The organism is Pseudomonas sp. TH04, from assembly GCF_016651355.1.
Classification (GTDB): Bacteria; Pseudomonadota; Gammaproteobacteria; order Pseudomonadales; family Pseudomonadaceae; genus Aquipseudomonas; species Aquipseudomonas fluorescens.
In genome coordinates this window covers 170,577-186,614 of sequence record NZ_JAEKEA010000001.1, presented here as the reverse complement: position 1 = coordinate 186,614, position 16,038 = coordinate 170,577, and the positions used below count along the sequence as shown (strand labels likewise).

Below are 16,038 nucleotides of genomic sequence, written 5' to 3'. Positions count from 1 at the left end.
TCGCTGACCGCGCATTGAGTTTAAGGCTTAGTCGCCAGTGGCAGGAGGCGTTGTAGTCAGCTTGATCATCACGCCGGCGGTGACCTTGTTGCTGCCCGCGTGCTTGACCCAGTTGGCAGCGGAGCCGACGGCAGCCAGGGTTGGGTTGGAACCGCCGGTAGTGGCTTTCCAGCTGTAACCCAGCACATCGATGTTCACCGTGCCTTCAGCGCGGTAGCCGATGCTCAGGTTCTCTTCATCGTTCACTTCGTAGGAACGGAAGCCCGGGGCCTGCGACTCTGTGATGGTTACGGCGTTTGGCAGCAAGCCGAAGATCACATCCGCCGGCGCGGTATCGGTCACCAGTACAGGCTTGCCCAGGGTGCCCGGCAGGCCGCCGTAGATCACGACACCCGCTTCTTCGTAGATCTTGTTGGTGATCGCTTCGTCGACGATGTCGAAGTAAGCGCTGGAGTGCATAACCCACAGGGCGATACGGCCGAACTTGTCGCCGAACTTGCGCATGCCGCGGGTCAGCGTCTTCTTGCCGTCGGTTTCGATGTTGGCCGAAACCACCATGTCAGCGTTGGAACCGATGGCAGCGCGCAGACCAGCGGTTGCGTACTGAATGAAGCCTTCCAAGGTCGCATCAGCGACGTCGGCACCGACGATCTGGGAGAACTCCTCGACCGGACGACCGCGGCGCTTGAACGCCTCTTCGGTGGTCTGGTATGGACCGTACTTCCATGGAGCTTTGACGCCAACAGCTTCGCCGGCGGAGATCTTCTTGGCAGTTACCTTGCCGTCAGAGTTGACGTCGCGGTGCTCCAGAGAGCCGTTCAGCTTGTAGAGAGCGCGCTTGCGGAAGTCGCCTTCGATCAGTTCATTGTCCAGCACCATCGCGCCGTTGGACGATGCGTTGAACACATCCAGGTTGTCCTGGACACGCTCGAGGTATGCGGTTTGCGCCTCATCGTTGTAGATGATCAGGTCGCTGTTAACGGTTGTAGCCATGGGTCAATCCCCTTACTTGGGCAATGCGAGATATGCGGTTTGGCCGTGCTTGCGCTGAAAGTCGCGCTTCTGCTCGGAGGTCATTTCGGAGCGCTTGAATGCAGCCTTGCCGCCACCCCCGCCCGGGGCAAATGTCCCTGAAGCCCTTGGCCACAGGTGAGGTGCGCTTTCGCGCAGAGATTCCGCCCATTCGAGCGGAGTCAGAGGGGTCTTGCCGTCTTTACCGAGGATGATCTGGCCGGATTCATCAACGGCGACTGCATCGCCATCTTCGTTAAGGGTGAACACGCCTTTGGCGCGCAGGATGATGTCGTCTGTTGCTTCCGGCAGCGCGCCGGCCTTCAGTGCTGCGCCGCGCACCGAGTCGCCCAAGACTTTGCCCTGGAACTTAGCAGCGAAGGATTCAGCCTTCTCTGCACGCTCACTGATGGTCTTCAACTGCTTGTCGTAGTCACCGCGCAAGCGCTCGGTGCGGCGGTTGAAGACCTCATCCACCTTGCCCTCGGTCAGCAGCTTGGTCTCTTCGTCTTGGCCCGCACGACTGAGCAGGCCTTTGACGGCGTCGATGTCGATGCCTTCAAACTGGGTTTCGAACTGGGTCAGCTTTCCGGAGGTTTCCTTCAGCTTGCCGAGCAGCTCCGAGTTCTTGGTTTTCAAACCCGAAACGGATGCTTCAACGGCAGTCGCGATAGCGGCCTTGACTGCCGGGTTTTCCAGGTCGATTTCGTTTTCTTCTGCCACGTTGATGCACCCCTTGGGTATGTGTCGCCCGCTTTGCGAGCATAAAAAAACCCCGCACTTGGCGGGGCCTCATAAAATCGTTGTTACTTGTAGGTCGGTATGTAGCAGTCGCCCTCAATCTTTGATGCAATCAAGGCGAGCATTGCTGCACGTAGAGGAAAAAAATCTGACCAACTTTTCCCGCCTTCTACGCTGGCTGTCCAACCAGAAACACCATCGCACCTCAGAGATATGTTGAATTGCTCGAGAAGAGGCCCTCCGTCTGCCCAGCGCGTGCTCGGGGAAAACTCTACCGCCTCACTATTTCGCTCTTGAAACTTGAGATGGATGATTCCAGCCCCACCTGCAGCCCAGAAAATATGCGGCTTGCGGTCACACACTTGCTGGCCGACCACATAATCAATCCACCACCCCTCAAGTTCCTCTATCCCTACAGCTTTCTGCCCCATTGAGAAACACTCCTTTGTTTATGGAGCGCAATCAATACATGCTCAATCCGCTCGGGTCAAATCCCTGCACGCTCAAAGGCCAGAGGCTCCAGTCCTTTCATCTGCAAGAGCGTCAGCGGTGCGAAGTTGCGATCAAGCTGCAGCTCGGCGAAACGCTCCACGGTCAACCCGCCCTCCCTGAACAGCTTGCCCCGGACAGGGCCGATGGCAACGTCCTGGAACGCTGCTGGCTGCTGCTGGAGCCAGTGGTAGTAATCGAGGTCAGCACTGACCTGCTGGCCGCCGTCTGCGCCCACCGAAGCCCGCGTAGCGCCCTTGGCGAACATGGCGCTGAGCTTGGTCAGCAAGATGAACGTGGTACGGCAGTTCGGGTGGAATGGCGGCCTGGGACCGGAATCCACTGGAAACTTGCGCTTGTCCATCGAGCGGCATTGCTGGCTGGTCTTGCTGTCCAGCGTGGCCACCATCTGGATCTCTTGCACGATGTCCGTGTTGGCCTTGGCCACCTCCATTCGCGCTTGAGACGACACGTGCTGAATCGCGGTGTGCACGACCGTGCTGGCATTGCGATTGGTGGTGGCGAGAATTCCATCCTTGTAGCCGGCAGTCTTGGTGCCTCGAATGCTGCGGATGATTTGGAAGTTCGTCTGCCCTTCGAAGAAGCCCTGCCGGATCGTGCCAGTGACGCGCTCACGCTCTGCACCGGTCCAATCCTTGATGAAGGCCTTCAGCAGCTTCCCGCCGCCGGTGCCGCGCACGCTGAGTGGGTTCGTCAGCACTGCGGTTCGGATTGCTGCCGCCGTTGGTGCCACCACATCGAGCGACACGCCAACCGGCGCCGATCTGGCAAGACTGGTCGCCTCGAACTCAGCCTCGTAGTTGGCGATGTCCACCAAGTCGAGGTTCAGTTGCGCGCTGTAGCGGTCAAAGATGCCCAGCAACAGGCTATCGACCTCCTTCAGCAACGCTTCAAGGCGCTTCGTGTTGTATTCGGTCAGGTCTGACTGGGTGAGCCGATCCCTTATCGAGCGGTCAATCTCTTTGAGGAAGGGGGCAAACTTGCCCGCCTCCCCCGCCTTCAGCTTTTCGAGGAAGACCGCGTGCCGGATCGTGGCATCAAGTACCGCCGGATTTACCGCCATTTGGTTTGTCCTCGTCGTCCAAGTCCAGGCCGTCGCCCTGCTCCTCCAGTTCACCGTCGATCTGCAGGTCAGTCCGCTCCGGCGCGATCAAGCCCAGCTTACGCAGGTAGGCCCGAAGGTCTGCCTTAGCAAATCCGCGTTGCTGCCACAGCCCCACCAGCGCCGCGATCATCTGCGGGTCAGCCGTCAATTCAACGAACTCCTGGTTCACCTGGTACGCAACCTTCTTGTCAGCGATGCCCATGTAGGCGCAGCACCACATGATTGCTCGGGTGTAGGCCTCGCTGACGTTTGCCACGCAGCCTGCGAGCACCGAAGTGGATGCCGACTGATCGCCTCGGGACTCGGTAGCGGTTTTGGTGGCAAGTGAAGCCACCACCATCCGTGCGCCGAGTTCGATCATCATCTGGTTCTTATCGGCCATTGCCTCCTTGACCAGCGTGTTCGGCGCCGGCTGCGCGTAGCCGAATGCACCACCAGCCGGCAGCATCATGGGAGCCCTGGAGCCAACATAAACGCCGTTCTTCTCCATCCAGTCGCGCCACTGCTCATCCAGGCCGCTGATCCACGGCTGAGCCTGACCACACCAGAAGACACTGTCTTCGTAGTCAGCGCTGTTCCGGTAATGGCCCAGGTTGATCATGGCGATGTCGTAGAGCGGCGATTCATCGATGGTTGGGTCGTTGTTCTGCGCGCCGACGAAGGTGAATGGGATCTCCTTGAGGCGACCGGTTACACCTTCGGGCTTGAACTCGTCGATGACTGCCAGCGGCCCGCCACCTTTCGGCCCGGACCGACGCCAGACACGGCAGACAAAACCGTCCTCCTCGAGCGCCAATTCGCGATACTGCTCAGCTGTCTTGTAGCCGAAGCCGTCAGGAATCTCCGGAGACTCCCGCAGCACCACCAGAGTCAACACGCTATGGCCGTTCACCATGCCAGTGCGCCAGTTGATGATGTCCTCGGCGCAGTACGACAGGATCACCGAGTGACCGCCGATGCCGTCATCCTGGTGATAGTCGACGTATAGGCTATGACGGCCAGCCTCCAGTACCTTTTCAAGCGTGCCTTGTGAGTGCTGGTAAATGCTCACCCCGGAGCCGTTGGCATTGTCCTGAAGGTATTCCAGCTTCTTCGGCACCGTGAGTGTCGGGTCTTTATGGAAGGCCAGGCCCAGCAGCCCGTTACGGGTGTGCCCGGTGGCGTTCTTGAACACCGCTCTCTCGCGGTAAGCCCGGTTTCGATCTTGGTTCTCCGGCGATTTGTCGTGCGCGTTGATGTACGGCAGCCGATCGACAACACGGTGCTGGCCCGCACAGACGTCGCGAACGGTCGCCCAGCGGTCCAGCACTGCCGTGTATTCCGCCCGCTTGAAGGAGACGTCGTTGCTCATCGGGCGTATCCCATTTTGATAGAAGTGACGATCGCTTTGATCGGATAGCGCTTGGCGATGAAGTAGCCGGCGGCGTCGTTCATATGGTCGTGACCCTTTTTCGGATCTTTGTCCGGCTCGCCCTTGTCGGTGTAGGTCTGTCGCTCAAGGCACAAGGTGAGCTGAGGGCACTGGTCGATGTTGACCTTCAGTCGTCGCTCGCCGTAGGCGTTCAGGAACATGGCGTTCACCGAGTTCACGCGGTCTTTCACGCCTGGGTTTGTGGAGTCGACGATCACCGTGAATTTTGCTTTCTTCAGCAGCGACAAGTCGGACTCGCTCGCGTTTTTGCTGCTGGTGTTCTGCCCGCTGGCGTCGGGATATACCGCCACCGAATGCCCAGGGAACCGTGTCTGGATCTTCTCGATCATCTCCGGCGTGTCCCGAACACCGTGAAACTCATCCAGGGCCATCGGCAGATCGTTACGCACGACATAGACGACGGCCGCCATTTTCATGACGTTGAAGTCCATACCGATGTGCAACGCCTCGCCCGGCTTGATTCGCTCGCTGGTTCGGCACTCGTCGCGATTGAACGTGTAGTAGACGACGCCCGCGTAGTTCTCAAAGCCAGCTTCGTACTCTTGCCGGAAAGTGCGCGGGTCCATTTTCCGGCGAGCCGCTTCAAGCTCTTCAGGAGGAACGTTGCCGCCCTGCAATGACGTGTACTGCCAGCTCTTATGGTCCGGTTCGCCGCCTGGTTTACCGTCCAGATAAGTGTCGTAGCAGTGGTTGAAGCCCTTGGGCGTGCCGATTCGCAACGCATGCCCGCCCTTACGCATACCAACGCCTGGAATCTGGTACTGACAAGTCGATAGCATCGGCCGCAGTACTTCTTCCCACGCAGCCCACGGGCAGTCTGCCCATTCATCCACCAGGACGAAGAACAGACCGGAGCCCCGCAAGTTGTCGTAGTTGTCGAGCCCCACCACGCGCATGACGTGGCCAGACTTGAGCGTGATCGAGCATTCCGTTTCATTCGGGCGGTGCGCGCGCCATGCCTCGGGAATGGCTTGCTTTAGGCGCCGCCAGAACACGCGCTTAGCCTGCTTGAACGTCGGCGCGCCGTACCAAATCTCGTCCTCAACGCTCACGCCCCACTCAGCAGCCAGACGTGCAGCGCGGCGCATCTCAGCCTTGCCCAGGAACGTCTTACCGAACCGGCGACCACACACCGCATCGCGAAAGCGGGCCTCAGGCTGAAAACCCCAGCAGTAAATGTTCGCCTGCTTGGGCGTCAGCTTGACCGGTGGATCATAGGTGCGGGGAAGTCGGGACATTCTCATCAGGCTCCAGCGTGTATTCAGCAACGGCGTGCTGCTGGTCCGCATGGGAGCCAAGTGGTTTTTCAGGTTCGAGGCGGCGATTCACGTAGACGTCGCCTACCTCTTTGGCGGCCTGCTCGTACAACTGAGCGGTCAGCGCCAGGTTGCGCATGTTCTCGGCCTTCTCAGCCATTCGCCCCAGGCCACGAAGCCGGAAGGCGCGGTTGGCAATCGGGATCTCTGCGGTCTCTTCTCGGAACCGCTTCCTGGTGTCGTGGAAAAGGGTCACCCACTTCACGGCCAGCCCCTTCCCCGCGGACTTGGTTGGGTCGTGCGTCTCCACCTGCTGGCGGCTCACCACAACCCCGTATTCGTTCTTGACGGCTTCCACCACCTGGGATGGGGTGTCAAAGCACGCCAGCGCCTGAACGATGAAGCTCTTCACCTCATTTTTCAGGGCTGCCATAAATTCTCATCCGTCTAGAGCCTGTCAAGAATCAGGCCGATCTCAGCAGACAGGTTCCGCAGGCCCTCGCAATGTTCAATTTCCCCACCTCAGCAGGACTGTTTGCAGCATCCACCAACGCTTGTACATCAGGGCTTGCACCGTAGCGGCGGACGACACCGACGAACTCTTCAACGTCGTGGCCCTGCAGCTTGATCTTTGGTGCACCGTCTTGGGTGAATGCTGGTTGACCGTATTTGTCGGTCGCGTGAGCCAGGTGATACAGCTCGTGCTCAATCAGCGCGCAGAACTCCAGGTCGCTGCACTGGGCGCAGTGGTCAGCAGCAAGAGTGATGATGAAGGCTGGCACGTCGCCGAACCAATCACGCATCTGTTGCTCCATCCGGGCTTTCTGCCATCCACCGGCGCGGAACGCTACCTGCTCGGCCTGGCCCAGAACTGTGCGGCCCTGCTTCTCGAAGCTCGACGACGCCCACATAACCCGGATGTCTGCATCCAGTAAGTGAGCATGGTCTTCGTTGTGGATGCTGCCGGTGTCGGCAAGGATCTCGGCCTGGAGCCATTTCCATACTTCGGGAGCCGGAGTTAGGCGAATGCCGAAGTCGGAAAGCTCTGACATCTCGATCAACGATAACGGGGGATAAGGTCTATGCATTTATCTGCCCTAGTTGAGACAGCTCCTATGTGCCACCATCCGCTCCCCCGAACACCAAAAGGAGCTCCAGCAAGATGGCAAAGATGATCTGTCTCACTAAAAATAGTTGGCCGCCTTCCGCTACCGTCCTGCATTTCTCAACTAAGGATGTGCCAGTGATTTTGATTCTGGACGCCAAGGCAGCTGCGAAGGTCGCTATGGACCAGTTTCACACCAATGGAACCCTACCAAAACGCCTAACCGAAAATCACCGAACACTCTCAACTACAGGAACCCTTTACATTCCAATGCTGCACGTCAATTACGACGGTAGTGTTGAGTTCAGTGACGGCAGGCATCGCGCGCTGACTTTAGATTCGTTAGGGTTCGCAACAGTACCCGTACTGACCAGCCTGAAGAACGCTAACTCCATTCAGCATTTATGGGGCTCCATCGCTACTGCCAACACTGAATACGACTTTTCTGACCCATACGGCACAAAAATCATCGGCATTTAATCGATAGAATCATCGCCACGTCTGTTCAGCGTACAAGTACGTGGTGATGATCACTGCTTGCGACTCTCGGCACGACCAGGTGCCTTGTCACAGTGCAGGCAGTGCTCGCAGTTCAGCGTCCGGCATAGCCAGACCTTCACCCGCTGCCAGTACGTGACCATGAAAATGTGCCGGGCACCGGCCAGCGCCAGGGCGACGTGTAGCGTCAGGCCTGCACTGGTCGGGCCGAAGAAGATGTTCTGGCTGCGCGCCATGACGACGAAGCCGCTGATGGCGATCGTCGAGTAAATCAGCTTCCCGAGGATGCCGTCCCTCACCTTCCCGCTCAGTACGCACCATGCTGCCCACAGCGCAATTAGGCCGCAGGCGATGGAGTTGATCAGTTCAAGATTCATGGGTTGCCTCCCCCGAACCGCTGGCGAATGAGCGCCCAGAGGTCAGCGGATTTTATAGCTCGATTGATGGCCGCCAGGAGCGAGCCGCCGAAGGCCCCCAGCAGGAAGCCGATACCGGCGACGATCTTCGGCTCGGTCACGCCCAGATAGGTGCTGACCATGCTTGTCAGGTAGATCGAGCAGGCCATGCCGGTGATGAGGAAGATCATCCAGGCACGCCAGTCGTTCAAGTCGTCCTTGTGCCACCAGCTAGCGATCACCGCCCCAACGAGGCCCGCAATCAATAGTTCGAACCTGTCGATCTTGTCGAGCAGGCGCTGTAGATACTCCATGCGCTCGACTCCGTGGGGCATGTTTGAAATAGGTCGGCCCCAGCGGCACTCCCAGCTCAGAGCGAAGGGGTGGTGGGGCCGAAAACGAAAAAGCCCCGCACGATGGCGGGGCTCTTGGCCGAGTTACAAAACGTTGTTCCAGGTCCAACTTCCGTAAGTCGGGAGGTCACCTGTACCGTGATCCGGATAGAAGACCGGGCGGCGAGGCTTGACCGTTGGGACGTAGCCGAAACGCGCCCACACTGGAAGCTCTTTCACAATCGACATCCGGCCGTTGGCCTGGACGCGGAGTGCAAGGTCAGGGTTGCCACCGGTGTGAGTGTGCCAAATCGCGACGTTGTTATCGGTGTAGATCACCAGATTGCCGTCGCCCTGCATGATGCATTTCGTGCCGCCTTTGTTCTGTGAATAGCTTGCCCAGATGACGCTGCTGTTTGGACCATAAACGACCAGGTTGCCGTCGCCCTGGAACACCAAAGCGACATTCCCGATGCCGTAAAGTTTGCCAGGTTCCAATGAAGTGCCAGGCGGAATAGTAATCGAGGGCTGATCATACGAAATTGGAATAGCTGCGTTGTTCGCCCACAGAGGAACCGCATCAACCAACACAACGTTGCCGTCGTTTTGAAGCTGCAAATACATGCGATCCGGCGCCCCCTCCTCACTACCCAGAGGTACACCCCTGGTGGTGATTACGGAGCGCTTCCGGATCTGGTCCATCATGATCGCGCTGCCTTGGGTATAGAAGCAGTTGCCGAGGTCGGAGTTTGGGTTGCGATCTTGGTATGTGTACGGAGTGTTGTAATCAAGCACCCACGCTACGGCGCCATGGTCGTAAAGTGCCAAGTTCATGTCGTCTTGAAGGATCAACTTGTAGCGCTTGTCTGGAGACTCCAAATACTGGCCCTGGCGCATAATTGTCCGAGGCGGAAGTACGGAGCTACCGTTGTTTGTGAACGGGGCGACGGAAAAAGCCATTTTTTCACCTATTGAGTCGAATGATTTGTCGCGGAGAATTCCGCTTTCATGTCGCTCAAAGGCGATTGCTCGAGGCTCGTGGCCTTCACATGATTCAGCGTCCCACATCGGGAACATTTGATCTGGAGCTCTGTAACCCCACCCGTGCGGGCGAGAAGTCGGTTGCAGTTACCGCATCTGAATTCTTTCAACATCTGCAAATTCCTTTTGCTGAATCGCCCTTTCCATGGGCAACAAAAAACCCGACGCAATGGCCGGGTTTGAGTTTAAGTAGTGAGCCCCTTAGCTAGCAGGTATCACTTCAGTCACTACAGCTGCAGGAGCCTCAAGCGCAAGCCGCTGCTGTCGCTTTTCCTCTAGCAACTCAACAATTGAAACCCGATGTTTTTCGGTATGTGCGAGGAATGCGGACCTTGGGAGCAAAAGACGTACCGGCGCAGGCAGAAGCTCAAAAGCTTTTTCCGCAACAAGCAAAAACGCTTCGTCATCCTTGATGCGATCATGCGTAACAGTAAGCAGGCCATCAACCACGACGCGCTCTATCTGCGGCCAATTTTTCTCCAAATACTCAGTAGCTGCGCTTGCACCCTCTCCAACAGAGTTAAGGACGGCATCCTTCGCTGAGATCGCCGTCTCGCTAACCGCTTCTGACAATGCCTTCGCCTTGTCGGCCAAAAATCCGAACATATTCATCCGCTCCCTGAATGCACGATAAGGATTTATCGACAGCGATCGAGCGTTCTTTAGAACAAATTTCCAGCATAGAAAACCCGGCGCTTGGCCGGGCTCGGGATAAGTGGGGATGGATGGGGTTCGAACCCATGGTCGCCTTGGGTTAGCCCCGTAGTGGGCACCTCAACGACTAGCTACCGGTGCGATATCTATGCGCACTCATTCAACCTTAAGCCGCTCGGTCACCGCCCCCATAATGCAAAAAACCCCGCACATTGGCGAGGCTTTTCAGTATTAATCCCTAACGCGCAAGATCGACAGGATGGGTAAATATTCTCTCACTTTCTCACTCATTGCAATAGCGATTTGCTACGCAGCGCAACTTTCGATTAATCCCTCTGCGTCGAGCAGTTCCTGAGCTGCGGTCAGCGCGTCGTTCACCTGGTCATCGAGCGTCTTGCGGATCGTTGACCTCCACCGGTACCGAGTCGACTCTGGCTTACCATCGTTATCCCAATTCGTGATGTCGTACCAGGCGGCCGGCAGCACTGCGGCAGAACGCTTACCCTCGGCACCGGCAACTTGCGGAATGGCCCAGGTCAGCACGGCACACTCCCGGAAGCGTTTCGGCGCAGGCGTCTTCACCGAGTTGAGCAATTCCAAAATGGCGCCGTGCTTGCGCTCCTGGTGCGTTGAGTACTTCGCCACAAGTGCACGCCAGTGCGCCGGGGTCAAAGCCTTGTGCAGGCGACCGAACACCCAGCAGTCCTGGAGGAACTCCGCCTCCTTGCCGACGATCTCACCCTTCTGCTTGGCGCACTGCACCTTCGGCTCGAAGTCACAGCCGCCGGCGGATGTAATGGTCTCGGCCGCGAGCGCCCGAACTACTGCTGAAACAACGTTGCGATAGGTCATGCGGCCTCCCCTTTTTTCAGTTCTCTGGTCTTTGCCCGGTATTCGGCCGTGATGGCTTTCAATTGCTCTACTGTTTCTTTGCGCGGCGTGTGGTCGGCTTCCAGCGCCTCGACAGCCTCTAGGCCGATGCGCGCGATGAGGCCGGTACGGAACCCCTGCGAAACCGTCTCGCCTTTGCGGGCGAACTTGGATGAGCCCGCATTACAGCTTTTGCACTGAAGCCAGATATTAGTCGGCACCAACCTCAGCTCGGGCCGGGCGCCCTTGCCGAGGAAGTGCCCCGCATCGAACGCGCCGCCAGTCTTCCAGCCCTGGGCGGCCAAAATCGATTCCTGCGAGTTACCACAACTGATGCATCCGCTGCCGATGCTAAGTTCGTAGGTGCGGCGGTAGTCGCGTACTGCCTTCTCTGTATCCTTGAGATGATCCGCCCTGCTCTTCAGCTTCTCCTTGCGGACCTTGATCTCGCGACGCTCGACCTGAGCTAGCGACTTACGCGCCTTCGCCTGATTCACATCCTTGGTTGCCAGACCGCACTTCGGACTGCAGACGGCCTGGCCCAGGCGCTGCGGCGGGAAGCTGATGCCGCATGCAGGGTTCTTGCACTTCTTCGGTTTGGGTTGCTTGGCGATCATGCAGCCTCCTTGCTGAGCAGATCAGTGAAAACCACACCTTTCTCTGTGAAGTAGGCAGCGATGTGGTCGGTGTAATTGATGCCCTGGGCGCGATTAAATAGGCTGGTCACAGGGAAGCCATCCGGCCCGAACAAGTGGCACTCGCCCATCATGGCCAGCTTCGTTTCGTACGGCAGATGGCGCATGACCCGGTACCACTCAGCCTGAAACCCGGCATCCTCGTTCAGCAGGATCTGCACGCCGAAGTGCAGCTTGCAGTAGCGCCGGGCGTCAGCAGCATCACCAATCTGGGTCATTTCGGCGATGCGCTTGTACATCCCAAACCACAACCGGTTCTGGTCGAGCGTGCGGTCCTTGCCCGGGCGCAGGGTCACGACGACATACTTCTTGTCTTTGTACATGGCGCTGATTTTGGTGATGACTTCGGAGAGCTTGGCCTGGCAGTTGACTGAGATTTTGTCGGACATCAGAAACCCTCCTTGCCACGCTGCGATTCCCACTCAAACGGGATGACGATCACCCCGCCCTCTCGCAACCGATCAATGCAGCGCTCGCCTAATGCATCTGGCAACGTCTTGGCATCGAGATTGGAGACGATCACAGTCGGGCGCATTTGCTCGTACCTACCGTTGATGATCGCGAACAGCGTGGTCAGCTCAAAGTCGCTCGGCTTCTCCTTGCTGACGCCGATCTCATCCAGGATGAGCAACGAGGGACTGATCAGGCTCGACAAGATCTGGCTTTCGCTCTGGTGGCTGGAGTGGTCGTAGGTCGCGCGGATGGCCTGCAGCACGGCGCCGATGGTGCGGTACACCGCGGTTGCGCTCGACTTGGCCATGATCTCGTTGGCGATCGCCACGGACAGATGCGTCTTGCCGGTACCGGGCTTGCCCAGCAGTAACAGGCAGCGGCCCGATTCGGCGATCTGCGCGAACTCAGCGGCATACCGGCGACAGGTGTTCAGCGCCTTTCGCTGCTCCGTGGTGGTGGCGATGTAGCCGTCCAGCGTCTTCCTGGCGAAGCGCTTGGGGATCAGTGCGGCGCCGAGCTTGCGCTCCATAGCCATGCGCAGCTCCATCGCCTTGTTGGCCAACTCCGCAGCGTCGGCCTTCTCGCGAATTATCCTTCCGCACTCAGGGCAACCGCTCTTCAGCTCCTTGCCCAGCACCGGGAAAATCTTCTGGTCATAGTGGCCGTGGGTCTCGCATTCGGCGGGCTGGCTCCGGGTGCCCGGCGGCAATTCTGGTGTTGCTTGAACTGGCTCAGATCGCATAGGAACCGTCCTCACGCTGTATCAAGCCGTCGGTGTAATTGCGTTCAGCAAAGCCGGTGTGGCGCGACTGAGGGGGCGGAGTTGGTGCAGCTTCAGCGAGGCGCTTGATCACCCAGGACGCCTTGAAACCCTGCCAGCCGGAATTAAGCGCCTCGGTGATTGCGTCGTCTGCGGTGATCCCTGCCTCGGCGCACTTGGCCAACTCTGTGTTCACAGTTGACCAGACGGTGGCGGTCACTGCGGCGCGCTTGGCCTTGCGCTGTATCAGCCAGTCGGCGAGCAGTTGCTCAGGGACGCTGTGCGGGTTGTCGGCCAACAACTGCGCCATGCCGAACGGAGTCTTGCGATCAGGCTTCGGAGGTTCGACTGGCTCTTGGGGCGAATTAATCTCTTTCGTAGAAAGAGTTAATAGGGGTTCTTTCTTTGTATAAAGAAGGGAGTGAGCAGTTTTGGTCTCACTCGCAGATGGTCTCAGTGAGACGATATTGTCTGAGTGAGACGTTTTGGTCTCAGTGAGACTCGGTTGTTTTTCTTCGAAGAAAGACCACTCGCGGACCGGCGCGATACCGATATCGCCACGGCTCCCGCCAACGCGGAAAATGATGCGCCGCTCAAGGAGGTGGCTGATCGCCTTCGAAGTGACGTCGCGGCGCAAGTTGGTCTGCTTGCCGATATCGTCGGCAGTCAGGCGTTTGGTTTCCAGTTGATAGCCGATGGTCTGGCGTGCAATGGCCATGAGAACGCGCAGTTCACGCGCTGGCAGATCAACCGTAGCCAAAGCCTCCATAAGGCTATTGTCCATACGGGTGAATCCCCGAGGGTTGTGTAACGCAACAATGTTTGGCATGATTTCTCTCGCATAAAGTTGTTGAAGAAGCCGACCTCGTACGTCGGCTTTTTTATTGCCTGGAATTCGGCACTGAAGCGCCAACGTCCCCGCCCTACTCCCCGTTTCCCTCTTTCAAAACCCACTGGATAAAACTCCAGCGACTTCAGGTTTCTTACTTCGCAGACCGTCTGGGCCGATACTGGGTACACGGATTTGCGGATAGAGACCTCGCTTAGGCGGCCATCTCGGCCCAGGGAAACGACGGACAAAGGGACTCTTTTTTGAACGCACCTCCGGTCACCGCCTCCGCTCGCTTGGCAACCACTGGAGACATGCCGTGCTTCCCGCGAACCCAACCGGAAACGGTGCTTTGATCAACCTTGAGCTTTTCAGCAGTGACCTCCTGAGTGCCAATGAAGGCAACGAGGTCTTTGTAAATACTGTTCATATCGCCCCTCCATACGGGAATACCCATATAGTAGGTTATGGGAATACCGATTTGCAAGGATATGGGAGCACCCGTAATACTCGCCGGATGGAATTCAAAGATCGCTTAAAGGCAGCGCGCCGGCACGCCAAGCTCAACCAGGGCGAATTGGCCGCTAAAGCTGGTATCACGCAGACGTCGATTTCTGACCTTGAGCGTGGAAAATCGAAAGCCACCGCGCACGTCGTGAAGATTGCCGACGCATGCGGGGTGAGCGCCAAATGGCTCTCAGACGAGATCGGGCCAATGCTGGCCCCTGGGTCGACCTCCGGCCCTGGTGAATCGAACATCTCCCCTGCCGCCCAGCCCACCAAATCATTCCGCTACCCGGTAGTCAGCTGGGTTGCTGCCGGCGCCTGGGCGGAAGCAGTTGAGCCCTACCCTGCTGGAATCTCGGACACCTACGAGTTTTCGGAGTACGACTCCAAAGGCCCGGCGTTTTGGCTGACAGTTAAAGGCGACTCCATGACGGCGCCCGCCGGCCAGAGCATCACCGAGGGCACGCTGATCCTGGTGGACACAGAGGCTGAGGTCGCACCAGGTAAGCTGGTCGTGGCCAAGCTGCCGGACAGCAATGAGGCGACATTCAAGAAGCTGGTCAGCGACGGCGGCCGGCTGTTCCTTAAGCCGCTGAACCCCAGCTACCCGATCGAGGCAGTTGACGAGAATTGCCGGATCGTGGGCGTGGTTGTGCAGGCGCTGCAAAAGTTTTACTGATGCTTTCCAGGGCGGGGGAGCTACGCCCCTCACCAAACCAAACTAGCAGATGCGCCGCTACCTGAAAGCTGGCTGCAGCTTTAACAACCGAGCATGGAATGCATTCAATGAGTGATGTTGTTGTCGTTGATGGACCTGAATCCTTCTTGGCTGCTTTGGACCGCATGGATCTTCTCGGCGAATCCTTCCCAATTTTCAGCGGGTGGCCTAAATTCGATGTAAAGGTCGAAGGCGATCGCTACAAGGGCACGCTGACACCCAAGCTAATGGCGGGGCTCATTGAATTTCAGGACCAACTGCTGCGCACGTACGCCGAGATTCGCTATGGGTCTTCATCTATTGGTAAGCTGAGCGCTGCTGACAAGGCAGATCTTGAGATAGTCTTAGCGATCACGAAGGGAAGCACTAATGGGCAAGGTCCGCTCGATGAAGTCCTTAACAAAATCATTTCGGCGCTGCCCATGCACAAGATGAGCGGAGGCAACGTCACAGCCCTGCTAATCATTGCCGTGTTGTGCTTGGCGGGCTACATGGTCTTTTCGGGCTGGAATCAATCAGACTTGGAAAAGGCTAAAATTGCCAGCGTGGAGCGACAATCGACTACGCAGGCAATGCTCATCAGTAAGCTGGCTGACGCGCTTGCCTCTAAGAATCTGCCGCCCGAGGCCGTCGCTATTAAGGATAGAGCGGCCGAAGGATATAGGGCCATCGTAGCTGGGGCTCCGGACGCCACGTCGATGGATATCCAGGGTGAGCACTTCAATGCCGATGAGCTAGAAAAGATAAGGACGCAGGAGCCCCAGCCGAAGAGCCGCCAGGAGCGCAGGGAAGACGTTTACATCGACATGGTGAAACGTCACCCGGACTATTTGTCTTTGACCCTGAGGTTACCAGGGTCAAATTACACTTTCCCAGGCCGAGTTGACTTGTCTAAATTTGATCAAGGAAAGGTCAATCAACTATTTGACTCGCTTCGCGATTCTAGCCCTATTCGTCTCTTCCACTATTCGTCCGAACAAAAGAACCGAATCCTGAGAACGGATGTGATTGCCGTTGACGACATAACATTCAGCCAGGCCAAATCCGCGCCGTAGCTGATTGAAGTTTTAGGAAACAGCCCGCCGCCAAGCGGGCTTTTTGTTGTCTGTGCGCCCTACCCTTCGAT

General features: G+C 57.7%; 22 protein-coding genes. 3 read left to right on the top strand and 19 right to left on the bottom strand.

Going from position 1 to position 16,038, the window contains the following annotated elements:
- Positions 1-27: 27 nt before the first annotated feature.
- The 8 genes from JFT85_RS00780 to JFT85_RS00745 form a co-directional block, all read right to left on the bottom strand.
- Entirely contained in the window at positions 28-993 is a 966-nt protein-coding gene (locus JFT85_RS00780) for a major capsid protein (protein WP_201228815.1), read from the bottom strand.
- 12 nt (positions 994-1,005) lie between these two features.
- Complete coding sequence (locus JFT85_RS00775; RefSeq protein WP_201228813.1) at positions 1,006-1,734, bottom strand: hypothetical protein; 729 nt, start codon at positions 1,732-1,734, stop codon at positions 1,006-1,008.
- A gap of 83 nt (positions 1,735-1,817) precedes the next feature.
- The gene (locus tag JFT85_RS00770; RefSeq protein ID WP_201228811.1) at positions 1,818-2,183 is read right to left on the bottom strand and encodes a phage protein NinX family protein; all 366 of its coding nucleotides are present in this window, start codon (positions 2,181-2,183) and stop codon (positions 1,818-1,820) included.
- A gap of 56 nt (positions 2,184-2,239) precedes the next feature.
- Positions 2,240-3,325, bottom strand: a complete 1,086-nt coding sequence (locus JFT85_RS00765) for a minor capsid protein (RefSeq protein WP_201228809.1) — start codon at positions 3,323-3,325, stop codon at positions 2,240-2,242.
- Positions 3,300-4,718, bottom strand: coding sequence for a DUF4055 domain-containing protein (locus JFT85_RS00760; protein ID WP_201228807.1), 1,419 nt, complete (start codon positions 4,716-4,718; stop codon positions 3,300-3,302). The genes JFT85_RS00765 and JFT85_RS00760 overlap by 26 nt, the downstream gene beginning before the upstream one ends.
- Positions 4,715-6,037 (bottom strand): phage terminase large subunit family protein, encoded by a 1,323-nt coding sequence (locus JFT85_RS00755; RefSeq protein ID WP_201228805.1) that lies wholly within the window; start codon positions 6,035-6,037, stop codon positions 4,715-4,717. The genes JFT85_RS00760 and JFT85_RS00755 overlap by 4 nt, the downstream gene beginning before the upstream one ends.
- Positions 6,012-6,488, bottom strand: coding sequence for a DUF2280 domain-containing protein (locus JFT85_RS00750; RefSeq protein ID WP_119739709.1), 477 nt, complete (start codon positions 6,486-6,488; stop codon positions 6,012-6,014). Before JFT85_RS00750 ends, JFT85_RS00755 begins: the two co-directional genes overlap by 26 nt.
- 31 nt (positions 6,489-6,519) lie before the next feature.
- Positions 6,520-7,143, bottom strand: a complete 624-nt coding sequence (locus JFT85_RS00745; protein ID WP_201228803.1) for a putative metallopeptidase — start codon at positions 7,141-7,143, stop codon at positions 6,520-6,522.
- 74 nt (positions 7,144-7,217) lie between these two features.
- Here JFT85_RS00745 and JFT85_RS00740 point away from each other — a divergent pair, with 74 nt between their 5' ends.
- Positions 7,218-7,640, top strand: a complete 423-nt coding sequence (locus JFT85_RS00740) for a hypothetical protein (protein WP_201228801.1) — start codon at positions 7,218-7,220, stop codon at positions 7,638-7,640.
- Positions 7,641-7,690: 50 nt separating this feature from the next.
- Here the strand turns inward: JFT85_RS00740 and JFT85_RS00735 are convergent, their stop codons facing one another.
- The 11 genes from JFT85_RS00735 to JFT85_RS00685 all read right to left on the bottom strand — a co-directional run bounded on the left by JFT85_RS00735 (position 7,691) and on the right by JFT85_RS00685 (position 14,117).
- Positions 7,691-8,035, bottom strand: coding sequence for a hypothetical protein (locus JFT85_RS00735; protein WP_201228800.1), 345 nt, complete (start codon positions 8,033-8,035; stop codon positions 7,691-7,693).
- Complete coding sequence (locus JFT85_RS00730; protein WP_099489835.1) at positions 8,032-8,367, bottom strand: MFS transporter; 336 nt, start codon at positions 8,365-8,367, stop codon at positions 8,032-8,034. Before JFT85_RS00730 ends, JFT85_RS00735 begins: the two co-directional genes overlap by 4 nt.
- Before the next feature lie 123 nt (positions 8,368-8,490).
- Complete coding sequence (locus JFT85_RS00725) at positions 8,491-9,345, bottom strand: putidacin L1 family lectin-like bacteriocin (protein WP_201228799.1); 855 nt, start codon at positions 9,343-9,345, stop codon at positions 8,491-8,493.
- 8 nt (positions 9,346-9,353) lie between these two features.
- Positions 9,354-9,539: a zinc finger domain-containing protein gene (locus tag JFT85_RS00720; RefSeq protein ID WP_201228797.1), complete on the bottom strand. Its 186-nt coding sequence runs from the start codon at positions 9,537-9,539 to the stop codon at positions 9,354-9,356.
- An 88-nt stretch (positions 9,540-9,627) separates the two neighbouring features.
- Positions 9,628-10,038 carry a hypothetical protein gene (locus JFT85_RS00715; protein WP_207200999.1) on the bottom strand — a complete coding sequence of 137 codons (411 nt, stop codon included), beginning with the start codon at positions 10,036-10,038 and terminating at the stop codon, positions 9,628-9,630.
- 348 nt (positions 10,039-10,386) lie between these two features.
- Complete coding sequence (locus JFT85_RS00710; RefSeq protein WP_201228795.1) at positions 10,387-10,932, bottom strand: hypothetical protein; 546 nt, start codon at positions 10,930-10,932, stop codon at positions 10,387-10,389.
- Complete coding sequence (locus tag JFT85_RS00705) at positions 10,929-11,567, bottom strand: recombination protein NinG (protein WP_201228793.1); 639 nt, start codon at positions 11,565-11,567, stop codon at positions 10,929-10,931. The genes JFT85_RS00710 and JFT85_RS00705 overlap by 4 nt, the downstream gene beginning before the upstream one ends.
- Positions 11,564-12,034 carry a hypothetical protein gene (locus JFT85_RS00700; RefSeq protein WP_201228791.1) on the bottom strand — a complete coding sequence of 157 codons (471 nt, stop codon included), beginning with the start codon at positions 12,032-12,034 and terminating at the stop codon, positions 11,564-11,566. The genes JFT85_RS00705 and JFT85_RS00700 overlap by 4 nt, the downstream gene beginning before the upstream one ends.
- On the bottom strand, positions 12,034-12,840 hold the full coding sequence (locus JFT85_RS00695; RefSeq protein WP_201228789.1) for an ATP-binding protein: 807 nt from the start codon (positions 12,838-12,840) through the stop codon (positions 12,034-12,036). The genes JFT85_RS00700 and JFT85_RS00695 overlap by 1 nt, the downstream gene beginning before the upstream one ends.
- A complete protein-coding gene (locus JFT85_RS00690; protein WP_201228787.1) occupies positions 12,830-13,687 on the bottom strand; it encodes a replication protein in 858 nt (285 codons plus the stop codon). Before JFT85_RS00690 ends, JFT85_RS00695 begins: the two co-directional genes overlap by 11 nt.
- Before the next feature lie 214 nt (positions 13,688-13,901).
- Complete coding sequence (locus JFT85_RS00685) at positions 13,902-14,117, bottom strand: YdaS family helix-turn-helix protein (RefSeq protein WP_176992367.1); 216 nt, start codon at positions 14,115-14,117, stop codon at positions 13,902-13,904.
- An 87-nt stretch (positions 14,118-14,204) separates the two neighbouring features.
- Here JFT85_RS00685 and JFT85_RS00680 point away from each other — a divergent pair, with 87 nt between their 5' ends.
- On the top strand, positions 14,205-14,873 hold the full coding sequence (locus JFT85_RS00680) for a LexA family protein (protein WP_201228785.1): 669 nt from the start codon (positions 14,205-14,207) through the stop codon (positions 14,871-14,873).
- 107 nt (positions 14,874-14,980) lie between these two features.
- Positions 14,981-15,967, top strand: coding sequence for a hypothetical protein (locus tag JFT85_RS00675; protein ID WP_058419782.1), 987 nt, complete (start codon positions 14,981-14,983; stop codon positions 15,965-15,967).
- Positions 15,968-16,038: the final 71 nt, after the last annotated feature.